At 46.7% G+C, this 12,227-nt stretch carries 8 protein-coding genes; 1 reads left to right on the forward strand and 7 read right to left on the reverse strand.

Annotated elements, in window-relative coordinates; translation table 11 throughout:
- Window positions 1-62: 62 nt before the first annotated feature.
- The 6 genes from GKG43_RS08140 to GKG43_RS08165 form a co-directional block, all read right to left on the reverse strand.
- Window positions 63-1,466, reverse strand: coding sequence for a glycoside hydrolase family 32 protein (locus tag GKG43_RS08140; RefSeq protein WP_055154647.1), 1,404 nt, complete (start codon window positions 1,464-1,466; stop codon window positions 63-65).
- A 19-nt stretch (window positions 1,467-1,485) separates the two neighbouring features.
- Window positions 1,486-3,357: a PTS transporter subunit IIBCA gene (locus tag GKG43_RS08145; RefSeq protein ID WP_055154646.1), complete on the reverse strand. Its 1,872-nt coding sequence runs from the start codon at window positions 3,355-3,357 to the stop codon at window positions 1,486-1,488.
- 650 nt (window positions 3,358-4,007) lie between these two features.
- Window positions 4,008-4,988, reverse strand: coding sequence for a LacI family DNA-binding transcriptional regulator (locus GKG43_RS08150; RefSeq protein WP_055154645.1), 981 nt, complete (start codon window positions 4,986-4,988; stop codon window positions 4,008-4,010).
- Window positions 4,989-5,495: 507 nt separating this feature from the next.
- Complete coding sequence (locus GKG43_RS08155) at window positions 5,496-5,936, reverse strand: RbsD/FucU domain-containing protein (RefSeq protein ID WP_050640081.1); 441 nt, start codon at window positions 5,934-5,936, stop codon at window positions 5,496-5,498.
- A 280-nt stretch (window positions 5,937-6,216) separates the two neighbouring features.
- The gene (locus GKG43_RS08160) at window positions 6,217-8,022 is read right to left on the reverse strand and encodes an L-fucose isomerase (RefSeq protein WP_055154644.1); all 1,806 of its coding nucleotides are present in this window, start codon (window positions 8,020-8,022) and stop codon (window positions 6,217-6,219) included.
- A gap of 69 nt (window positions 8,023-8,091) precedes the next feature.
- Window positions 8,092-9,579: a rhamnulokinase family protein gene (locus GKG43_RS08165; RefSeq protein WP_055154643.1), complete on the reverse strand. Its 1,488-nt coding sequence runs from the start codon at window positions 9,577-9,579 to the stop codon at window positions 8,092-8,094.
- A gap of 151 nt (window positions 9,580-9,730) precedes the next feature.
- Between GKG43_RS08165 and GKG43_RS08170 the strand changes: the two genes are divergently transcribed.
- Entirely contained in the window at window positions 9,731-10,576 is an 846-nt protein-coding gene (locus GKG43_RS08170; RefSeq protein ID WP_055154642.1) for an AraC family transcriptional regulator, read from the forward strand.
- Between the two features lie 136 nt (window positions 10,577-10,712).
- On the opposite strand, the gene GKG43_RS08175 is transcribed toward GKG43_RS08170, so the two are convergent.
- Entirely contained in the window at window positions 10,713-12,023 is a 1,311-nt protein-coding gene (locus GKG43_RS08175; RefSeq protein ID WP_055154641.1) for a DUF977 family protein, read from the reverse strand.
- Between the last annotated feature and the right edge of the window lie 204 nt (window positions 12,024-12,227).

The following is a 12,227-nucleotide window of genomic DNA, read 5'->3' on the forward strand; positions in this document are numbered from 1 at the left end:
AGAAGACGTCCATGCACCATAGCCGTCTTCTGGCCAGCGTCCCATCACTCGCCGTACCGCCTTTACAATTTAACCTTCATTGGTTCCATCACCCAATATTTTATCTCCATGTCTCCCTTTTCTGCCCGGAAACTGCTCATACCATCTTCCGTATAAAATCTTGTGGTAAATACTTCTTCTCCCCCATTTAAATATACCTCCAAACAGGTAGTATCCGCCAGGATCCGGACAGACCGGCACTCATCCAGATACACGGCCCTGCTTTTTCTTCCATACCCCAGGTTCTGTTCCTCAAGAAAAGTAACGGTAAACATTTTGTCACTTCTGCTATAGCACAAAGTAATTCCTTCACTTATTACAAGGGTCATGTCCGTGTTTTCAAGCATTGTAATTTCTATATCATAACACTGCATCTTGTCTGAAGCCTTACCAGGCTCCAGCGTCTGCTCCTCTTTCCGAAGCGACAGCAGTTCCTCCGCCGGATACTGCATCACCTTTTCATCCTTCAGAAACACCTCCCTGGGAACAGTAAGTGCATTCTGCCAGCCGTCCTTTACCGTCGGGTTGCACTGTTCCTGGTCATCCGGCATACCGATCCATCCGATCAGGAGCCGCCTGCCCTGTTCATCCAAAAATGTCTGTGGGGCATAAAAATCAAAGCCTCTGTCCCATTCCCGGAAGTTCTTCAACCGATACGTTCCGTCAAAGCTTCCATCCAATTCAAAATATCCGGACTGATATACATTCTGATAGTCAATTCCTCTCGTTTCTACCCCCTGGGGAGAAACACTCAGTATCTTTTTCTCTCCCAGCATAAATGCATCAGGACACTCCCACATGTATCCGAATCTTTTTTCTCCTGTCAGTATATTCGTATGCTCCCAGCTTTCCAGATCAGGGCTTTTATACACAAGAACCACTCCCCTGTCATCTTTGGTCCTTGCCCCCAGAAACATATAAAAGTTATCATCTTCTATTCCAATGCTTTTTCCCGTTACAACTTTCGGATCCCGTATATGGCAGGTCAGATGATCCGGATAGTCTTCATTTGTCATCAGGCATTTCTTTTCGCCAAAGTTGAGGCCGTCCTCACTGCCGGTAAGAACCGTATTGCTCTGCCGCCCATCTGTAATATAGTTATAGTCCCCCTCAAGCTTTACATTGCCTGTGTAAAATAGATACATTTCTCCTTCCGAAACAACGGCAGAACCCGAATAGACGCCATTACGGTCGAATTCGGCATCCGGTGACAGTGCAATCCCTGCATACTGCCACTCCAGAAGATCCGTGCTGGTATAATGCCCCCAGCACTTGCGCCCTCCCTCCGGATTATCCGGAGAATACTGAAAAAACACATGATATACTCCCTGAAACTGACACAACCCGTTAGGATCATTGAGCCAGCCCGTGGGCGGCATCAGGTGCAGCCCCAGCCGCCATTTGTCGCTCCAATTCATTTCTAACATATATATTCCCCCTTGTCATTTATGATTGTCTGCCGGTGATTTTGATGCTCTTATACTTCCCTGGATCCGTAACGATAACCGGTGTTACCGTATCAAGTCCTGCCGCTTTGATCTTATCCATATCAAATTCCACAAGGAGCCCTCCGGCCTTTACCGTCTCTCCAGCCTCCACATATACCGTAAAGGGTTCCCCGTTCAGCTTAACAGTATCCATCCCAATATGGATCAGCAGTTCCACTCCATCCGACGTTTCCAATCCGATCGCGTGCTTCGTGTCAAATACCGCCGCCACAGTACAGTCAAAGGGCGCATATACTTTTCCTTCTGCCGGCTGTATACCGACACCATCCCCCAACACGCCGGACGCAAACGTCTCATCAGGCACCTCAGAAAGAGGGATAACCCGGCCTTTTAAAGGGCTGGCCAATATCAATTCCCCGTTATTTCCGTCTTCTGTTTCCTGCGCTTCTTCCATAACAGTTTCCACCTGACCGCTTTTTACAGACGCCGGTTCCTCTTTGAAGCCCAGAATTCCTGTCAATACAAATGCAACACCAAATGCAATTGCCATGGCTATGACATAATGCAGCGGACTGTGCAGATGCAGAAGGATTCCAAAGATTCCTGTCACGCCTGTACCTGTTGCCCCCAAATGGACAAGAGACGCATACAACGCCCCGCAGGCACCACCGATAGATGCCGCGATAAATGGCTTTCCGAGACGCAGGTTTACACCAAAAATCGCTGGTTCCGTGATTCCCATACAGGCACTCAGTGCGGAAGGCAGAGCCACAGATTTCATTTTCTTATTTTTACTCTTTAATGCTACTGCAAATGCAGCACCACCCTGTGCCACATTTGCGGCTGATGCCAGAGGCAGCCAGAATGTAAGTCCGTACTGTGCCAGCTGGCCGATGTCAATCACCGTGTACATATGGTGAATTCCCGATACTACCGTGGTCGCGTATGCCCCGCCCATGATAAAGCTTCCGATTCCAAAGGGAAGGGTCAGAAGACTCTGGATCCCGTTCAGCAGCCCATTTTCTATGAATACAAAGACCGGTCCGATCGCTGCCAGTGTCAGATACCCCGTCACAAAAACGCTGACAAGTGGCGTTACAAACAAATCAAACATCGGTGGAACAATCTTATGAAGTCTCTTTTCTATAATGCTGAGAACAAAAACAGCAATAATAACCGGAATGACATGTCCCTGATAGCCCACCATATCTACCCGCCATAGTCCGAAGAACACTTCCTGTGTTTTCTGCACACCTTCCGTTGCAACCGTCCACGCATTCTGCAGATCGGGATGGATCATGATCATACCGATCACCGCACCCAGAAATGGATTGGCGCCAAACACCTTTGCCGCGCTAAATGCAATTAGAATAGGCAGGAATACATATGCAACGTTGCTAAACAGCACCGCAAACTGATAAATTGAGCCGTTCGTATTAATATTCACGTACCCGTTATTTACCATAAAGTTCAGGGCTTCCATGATTCCCATCAAAAATCCGCTTGCCACGATAGCCGGAATAATCGGTACAAAAATATCACCGATCGTCTTAATCAGCCGCTTAAATGGGTTCTGCCTCTTTGCAGCTTCTCTTTTCACATCGTCTTTACTGGCCTCGCTGATTCCCGCAATTTTAATAAATTCGTCATAGACTTTATTAACAGTTCCTGTCCCCAGAATAATCTGCATCTGCCCCGATGCGAAAAATACCCCCTTTACAGCATCCACATTCTCAACAGCCGCACTGTCACACTTCTCGTTATCCGCAATCACAAGCCGAAGCCTGGTTGCACAGTGTGCAGCAGATATCAGGTTTTCTTTTCCCCCGGTATACTTTAGAATCTGTTCCGCTATCGCATGATAATCCATAATGCCCTCCTCCACGATATCGTTATCACTTATTTTTTTTATCATCACATAAATTCTCGTATTTTACACGAATTTTGATGTGATATCGTTTTCATATTTCTCTTATATTTTATCACCTTTTCACAATCTGTAAATAGGTAGATAGAACAAAAATGCATGCCATTTTTTGTCTATATTTCACAATTCGAGTACGCCTTGGCGTATTTGCGGCGAGGAGCAGATGCCCCGAGACCATCACTTCATTGCCTCTGATGCCGTGCAGCGAGGTGCACGGCACGGTCTGAACAGTAACTGATTTGTCTCCCATCAAGACGAACTTGTTACTTATTCACACTTATAGGACAGGTGCCTTATCTGCTTTCAAGATAAACATTATTCCCTGAAATTACCACAATTATGTAAAAACACATACTGAGAGCCCGTTCTTTAAAGATTGCGCATTTACGCAAAAAGACCGGAGTTTATGGATGACTTTTGATTCGTAATATCAAATGTCATAGAAGGCCGCGTTGCCGTCGGACAACACAGCGAATCCTTCTTGTACCATAAAATCCGGTCATTTATTATATAGCTTTACTTAGGAATGGACAGACATCACAGCCATAATACTTTCCACTCCGGCTCCTTACACCAGAGTCCTTCTCTCACTCTTATACACTCTCTGCCCTGACCACCTCATATCCAAGCTTTGTCTGCCTGTATATGTTCGCTTCATTCTCGATCATCTCAAGCAGCATATTTGCGGCTTCTATTCCGCTGGTTCTATAGAACAGATGAGCCGTTGTTATTCTGGGTGTCACCACCCTGGACAAGCGATTATGCCCGATCCCCGCCACTGCTGTTTCCCCAGGTATCTTTCTGCCCATATCTTTGAGACATGTTACAGCCCCCACCGCGAGTGTATCTGTGGCACAGAATACAGCATCCAATTCCGGGCATCTGTTCACTAGCCTTTTCATACTTTCATACCCTGCATCCATATTGAAACCTGCCGTTATAATCATCTTTTCCGGTACTTCCAGTCCATACTCTTTCATCGCGTCCTTATAACCTTCGGTCCGGCTTTTCCCTGCGGCCTCATCCTTCTGTGATACGGCAATATGTGCAACCTTCTTTTTCCCGCTCTCCAGAAGCAGTTCTGTCATGGCTCTGGCCGCGCCGTAATCGTCATGATAGACACAGGCGCAATCGTCAAACCTCTGACTGATAATAACAATTGGGATCCCCAGTTTTTTCAAAGCTTCCTGATGCGCCCGGTCATAAACAGAAGCCGAAAACAGGATTCCGTCGACCGGGTTATTCTTCAACAGATTGAGATATTCAATTTCCTTTTTGGGATTATTCTCCGTACTGGCAAGCAGCATCTGATACCCTTTTTCCGATAGAACAGAACTGATACCGTCAGCCACCCTTGCAATAGATTCCGAACTGATCTTAGGCAGAATCACCCCAATCACCTTTGACCTTTTTGTCCTGAGAATCTGCGCCTGTTTGGACGGTCTGTATCCCGTCTTATCAATGACAGTCTTAATCTTCTGCCTCTTCTCCTCGCTGATATATCCGTCATTCAAATATCTCGAAACAGCAGATACCGAAACCCCTGCCATCTTCGCAATTTCTGTAATCGTCATTGTCGTTCCTCTCAATCCATGCTCCCTAAACGAAGCAATTTATACTCAAAAAATCATGCAATCCATGCTCCTCCAAAAAGGAGCAACTATAATCATAGAATAATTGTAGCATCCAGCTTAAAGCAATTCAAGCTGGATTTTGCAATTCAGTATATTGGCAAAATTTCCCTGATTCCATCCGCCTCACTTTAGAGTACTTCCCAGAGTATAGCGTCTCCCGCCCTATAGCGCCAGCCGCAGGATCCGGACATAGAGGCCGCCGGAAGCGTCAGCACGGCTGTTAGCCGGAGTTAAGGAAAAAAGAAGGAAAGCAGGGGTAAAAATTGTAATTACCAAATTACAATTTTTCCTGCCCCCAGCGCGTGAAGTCATCCGGACTTCACGTGATGTGGGCAGGCTGCCCCTGCTTTCCTTCTTTTTTGCTTTACTCCAGCTTACAGCCGTAACCCGTTTCCGGCGGCCTCTATGTCCGGTTCCTGCGGCGTCCCCATACCAGGTCCAACTGCTTTACTCCACAACGACCCCTTTTTGAAGCATGATATTCGCATAAAGCGCCTTCTCACTTGTAGCGATGATTGCATAAGCTGTTTTTGCCTCATCATAAAATGCAAAACGCTCAATATTCCCCACTGCGTCCCCGCCTCTTTCATCATGCTTTGCAATGATTTCTTTATATGTATCCCAGATCGGCGTCTCTACATCGTCACCATCCATAACCTGCATAAGGTTTGCCGGCTTTTCTACATATGTGTCCAGAGGGAATACCTGAAGGATAGCATCCAGGATCTCCGGAACCCCGTGACCGTCACAGCGGATCACGATTGCATCCTTTCCCATGGATTCTGCCGGAAAGTTGCCGTCAGAGATAACCAGTCTGTCGCTGTGTCCCATTTCGCATAATACTTTTAATAATTCTGGTGATAAAATCTGTGGAATTCCTTTTAACATTATTCATGTCCTCCTGTGTTTTAGTTGGGCTGACGATTCCTGGTACTCCCCCCTTAAGCTCTGCTGCAGATAGCATGTGTCACAAGCACTGAAACTTTGGTGATGAAGTATTCAGACATCAATGCCCATAAATGTCAATACAAAGAGCACCTGGTTGGCACAGGCACTCTTTGTTTGGTTAGTTAGGTATTGGTGTTTGGTGTTTTACAGCAGCGCAGACAAATCTGAGCTATTGTAGTATATAGGCAAAATATATGTGCCTGTAATTGATTTATGGCAATTATCTGATTGATTTGTACATTGGTCCATAAGCCTGGCATGCTCTGAAATCCTGGCCCTCTTTGTCCTGTCCGAATGCATTCCATGATGCAGGTCTGAAGATCTTCTCCTCAGGAACGTTATGCATTGCTACCGGAATTCTCAGGATTGAGCAGAGTGTGATCAGGTCAGCACCAATGTGTCCATAGCTGATTGCACCGTGGTTAGCTCCCCAGTTGTTCATTACATCATAAGCAGTTGCGAAGTTGCCTTCTCCTGTTACTCTTGGTGCAAACCATGTACATGGCCATGTATAGTCTGTTCTCTTCCACAGCACATCTGTTACTTCATCCGGAAGTTTTACGGTCCATCCCTCAGCGATCTGAAGCATTGGTCCTAAGTTCTTCACAAGGTTCAGACGGATCATGGTTACAGGCATCTCTGCTTCTGTTACGAATCTGGAGGAGAATCCGCCGCCTCTGAAGTATCCGAAGTCAGCATAGTTCCATGTCGTTGCATTAAGCATTGCTTCCTGGTCTTCTTCTGTTACATCATACCATGGCTTCATGCATCCGTTTCCATCAGCGTCTTTAGATTGTCCGTTCGCATCCAGGCATGCTGCGCCTGAGTTAATCAGATGGATAAATCCGCCTGCTTCTTTTGCGTGTCCTTCCAGTTCATATCCGCCTGTAGCTCTCTTAACAGCCTCAGGGCTCCAGTAGGTACGTACATCTGCAAAAATCTGTGCTGAGTTTGTAAGCAGTTTGCTGAACAGCATTCCAAGTCCGTTCAGTACATCATTCTCTGTTGCAAGGATGTATGGTTCTCTTGCTCCGTTCCAGTCGAAGGAGGAATTCAGCATAGCCTCCGGGAAGTCACAGTTCGGATAGAAGTCTGTCCACTGTCTCTGTCCCTGGAATCCAGCTGCCAGAGCGTTGTGTCCAACCCTCTCTTCTTCTCTTCCTTCCGGCAGGTTTTCGTTGCCGTTCATCAGGTCTTTGATGATGCACATCATTTTTACAACGAATTCCCAATCAGCATCCTTTTCCTCGCTGTTTCTCTGGAGGTCTTCACGGTTCTTATCAAAACCTTCTTTGCATTTTTCCTTCGTCCATGCAAGGGCTTTCTGGAATTCAGCTTCATCATAGATGCCCTCTGTCATACGGCGGATGATTTCCACCTCATCAACAGATTCAACACGCATGCCAAGGTATTCCTCGATAAATGCCGGATCAATGATTGATCCGCCGATTCCCATACAGATAGAACCGATCTGCAGGTAAGATTTGCCTCTCATGGTTGCTGCAGCAACGGAAGCGCGTCCGAATCTCAGTAATTTTTCTTTTACATCACATGGAATCTCAGTATCATCAGCTTCCTGAACGTCATGTCCATAGATGCCGAATGCCGGAAGGCCTTTCTGTGCATGTGTAGCCAGTACAGATGCAAGATAAACAGCTCCTGGTCTCTCTGTTCCGTTGAATCCCCATACAGCCTTGATTGTCTGTGGATCCATATCCATTGTCTCTGCACCGTAGCACCAGCAAGGTGTTACCGTCAGTGTAATATCAACGCCTTCTTTTTTGAATTTATCTGCACATGCAGCAGCCTCTGCCACACGTCCGATTGTGGTGTCAGCAATTACAACCTTAACCGGCTCGCCGTTTGAATACTTCAGGTTCTCTGTAAACAGTTTTGCAGCTGATTTCGCCATATTCATTGTCTGTTCTTCCAGAGATTCACGTACCTTCAGAACCCCTCTTCTTCCGTCGATCGTAGGTCTGATTCCTATTACTGGGTAGTCTCCGATAAGTCTTGATTTTGCCATGATTTGTTTCCTCCTTAATCTTGTTTTTAGTGATTCATCTCTCCACCTGCAGGGGTGGGAAAATCCATACTAATCTTGTTGAATAAAAGTTTTAAATTTCTCATATGCCGCATTCCACTTTTCTTCATCCTGCGGAATGTACTCATATGTTTCTTCTGAATCTGCAATAATCTGTCTTGCCTCATTCACGTCTTTGATCTCGCCAAGAGACATGAGCTGTACGGCAATATTGCCAAGCGCCGTAGCCTCTACCGGTCCAGCAATCACCTTGCGTCCGTTCGCCCCCGCAGTCATCTGGCAGAGCAGTTTGCTCTGGATTCCGCCGCCGATCATATGGATGGTCGGATAGTGCTTTCCTGTACATGATTCAATCTGCTCCAGAGCATATCTGTATTTCAGCGCAAGGCTCTGGTTGATGCAGCACATGATCTCACCGATTGTCTCCGGCACCTTCTGTCCCGTCTTACGGCAGAACTCACGGATACGTTCCGGGATATTGCCGGCCGGTACAAATTCCGGCGCATCGGGATCAATAAAACTCTGGAACGGCTCCGCTTCCCTGGCCATCTGTTCCAGCTCCCCGAAGGAGTACTCCTTACCTTCGCGGATCCACTGTCTTCTGCTCTCCTGAGCAAGCCACAGTCCGATTATATTCTTAAGCAGTGTGGTGGTATCACCGTAACCGCCCTCATTACTCACATTGCATGCAAGAGATTTTTCTCCGATAACCGGAGCTTTCAGTTCGGTTCCAAACAGGCTCCATGTTCCACAGCTGATAAACATGAAGTCATCTTCCTGTGTCGGTACAGCTACCACGGCGCTCTGTGTATCATGGCTGGCAACCGCGATTACCTTTGCCGGCTGGATTCCAAGTTCATCGCAGATGTCATCACTCAGAGTCCCTACGACCGTCCCGCTTGGCACAATCTCCGGGAAAATATCCTTCGGAATACGGAGTGCATCCATAATCTTATCTGACCACGCCTTGTTCCTTGCATCCATGAGCTGTGTAGTTGTAGCCATCGTATACTCCGCTTTCGTCTCCCCGGTCAGGAAGTAGTTAAAAAGATCCGGAGTCAGTAACAGCTTGTCAGCCCTTTCCAGAATCCAGGGCCGCTTTTCCACTAAGGAATAGAGCTGGAATACAGTATTAAAGTTTTCAAACTGATTCCCTGTCATATCATAAAGTTCATCTTTTGGAATTGCCTTAAACACTTCCTCCTGCATGCCAAGCGTCCTGTCATCTCTGTAATGCACAGCACTCTCAAGCAGTACCCCATGCTCGTCCAGAAGGCCAAAATCAACCCCCCACGTATCAATTCCGATACTGTCAAAGCCGCCTTTTTGTTTTGCTTTGATAATACCCTGTTTTATCTCGAAAAATTGTCTCAATGTGTCCCAGTACATGGTCTTGCCTATGATAACGGGATCATTGGAAAAACGGTATACTTCTTCCATATGTATCTTCCCGTTCTCCAGGGTCCCAAGGATTGCACGTCCGCTGGACGCCCCGAAGTCAAATGCAAGAACCTGCTTCTTTTCACTGCTCACACACATTCCTCCTTTCAAAGATCATTAACCGTAACAGTTTCGACAAGTCTGGACTGTTACCATGAACCTGTCATTAGCTACATTTTAACATTGTCCATGACAAGATACTTGTGCTATAATGGTAAAAAATATAACAATATTCACATAAAGGAGTATCATGCAGTATATCAATTACCGTGAAAGCTGGCAGAGGGGTACTGTCGACTTTCCCGTAGAATACCACCATATTACCCCCGCGCATCCCCAATATGTCATGTCGCTCCACTGGCATGTGGAATTTGAAATTATGCGTATAATAAAAGGCACTTTCCTGTTGTCCATCGATGAAGAGGAATTCACAGTTGACGCGGGTTCTTCCATCATCGTTCCGGCAGGCGCCCTGCACGCTGGAACTCCCCAGGACTGCACCTATGAATGTATCGTTTTTGACATGAACATGCTGATGAATAAAAACGATTCCTGCCGCAAGTTCATCCGAAAGATCATTGATCACGAGGTGGAGCTTACTTATGTATTTCCGGATTCCTGTAACGATATCCACCAGATCGTCTGGTCCATGTTCGATGCAATGGCTTCAAAAAAAGAAGGCTATCAGCTGATCGTGCTGGGAGCCCTTTATCAGCTGACAGGCTCTGTTTTCTCAGAAAAATATTATAACCCTACGCCCGCGCAGCCTCCCAGAAACCACCGGCGTATCGTTCAGCTCAAGACTGCACTGGAGTTTATGGAATCGGCCTACAATACCCCGCTCACTCTGGAGGAGATGTCCAGCAGTGTCAATATGTCGCCGAAATATTTCTGCCGCTTTTTCCAGGAGATGACACACCGCACGCCAGTCGATTATCTCAACTACTACCGCATAGAACGTGCCTGCTATCAGCTGCTTACCACCGATCAGTCCATCACCGAGGTTGCTTATAATTCGGGCTTCAATGATCTGAGCTATTTTATCAAAACCTTCAAAAAATATAAGGGGACTACACCGAAAAAGTATCTCTGCTAATGGAGGGGAGGACGCAGATGACGAGGGGGCAGCGGATGTGGGCTGGTTATGAATTGCGGTTTATTTGACAGCAGAAAATTTACTTCTACTAAGACGGCTGTTTTTAGATTGTTATGCTTATATATTTCACCTCCTGTCAGTGCGGCAGGATGTATTTTGTGTTTTTCCCTTTGCCTTCCCGCAGTAACAGGCCGTTTTGCAGCATTTGTTTTAGGTAGCGGCCCGTGGTGGTTTGGCTTACATTTAATAAAGTTTCTACATCCTGTCGTGTTACTGCTCCCTGTGCTTTAATAAGCTGAATAATTTGTTCTGTATTTTTATCTTTGCTTGTATTTTGAAGATTGGGGTTAGGTGCAGCATCGGCGTTGAGATTGGGCAGAACTATTTTAAACGCATTATCTGTTGTTTCAATCTGCGGTATTTTTCCGGTACCCTGGTAAGCTCCCATGATTTTCCTCATACCTGTGCCATAAGCCTCAATCAATTGAAGGCGGTAGAATACATCCGCCAGTTTAGCATTACGGCATACGGACAGGCCCAACATCACATCATCTAATGTAACACCGGTCATCAGGCCGCCAATGGAAACAAATTCAATGCGGTCGATATATACGCTAATCATCGTACTGGCACGGAAGGAATAATCCCGATGTACCAATGAATTCAGCAACGCCTCACGCACGGCCACCTCTGGATAATCCCGTGTGTCGATTCGCCGCAGCTTATCGAAAATGGCATGCGTCTGATTCCGCAAGTCAATATACTCATATACCGCGCCCATCTGCGCCAGCAGGGAACCGGAAAATTCACGGCGGTCTTTAAATACATTTTGATCGGAACCCTCGAAGGTAGCCGCCTTGATGGTGTAGGCGCATTGGTCGGACAGTAGCAGGCCTAAATTGGTGTAAATCCCATCGGTATTCAAAATCCCCAGCGTTTTCATCTGCATCGGGCCAAATTCCAGTTTCCGCCCGGCAAATTCTGCCCTGGCCGCTTTAAAGGTCAGCTCCTGTTCTAAAGTACGCATCTCTTCAAAACTATCGCCGTCCGTCTCTTTGATCATCCGGCGTATGTTTGTGTGTGTAGCAGGCACTGATGATGTACCCTTCCGCACATAGACGCCCTCTGGCCTCAGACCTTTGCGCGCCAGATAATAAGGCCGGCCAGTGCCTCGCTGAACACGAACGGCCACAAGCTGCTTTCCCTCGGTTTCCATGGTATCATAACGAATGAACATCGTCACATCCAGCTTGATGGAATCGCGCACCATATTGGTGAGCTGCTGAATAGTTTCATCAGGGTTTTCAAGCCCCACAACGCTGCCGTCGTCCGCCGCGCCTATATACAGAATGCCGCCCTCACTGTTTGCAAAGGCCACGATTTCCTTCTTAACATCTTCTACAACTATCTGCTTAAGTTCTTCTGTTTCACTTTCCCGAAACTCCATAAAATCGCCTCCTCACTTTTATTCTAACCACATTCTAACCATTCTAGTCAAGCAATACGGTTAAATCGGGATTCAGTTGACAGGCTTCAGTCCTGTCGACGGACGGGGACGCTTCATGACAGGGAGGCCGGGAAGGTGCTGGGGCTGTATATGCCGTTGCGATATGCACCCATGCTGCTAAGTGATTCTAGAACAGCCGATGCC

This window comes from Eubacterium sp. BIOML-A2, assembly GCF_009680135.1.
Taxonomy (GTDB): domain Bacteria; phylum Bacillota; class Clostridia; order Lachnospirales; family Lachnospiraceae; genus Faecalicatena; species Faecalicatena contortus_B.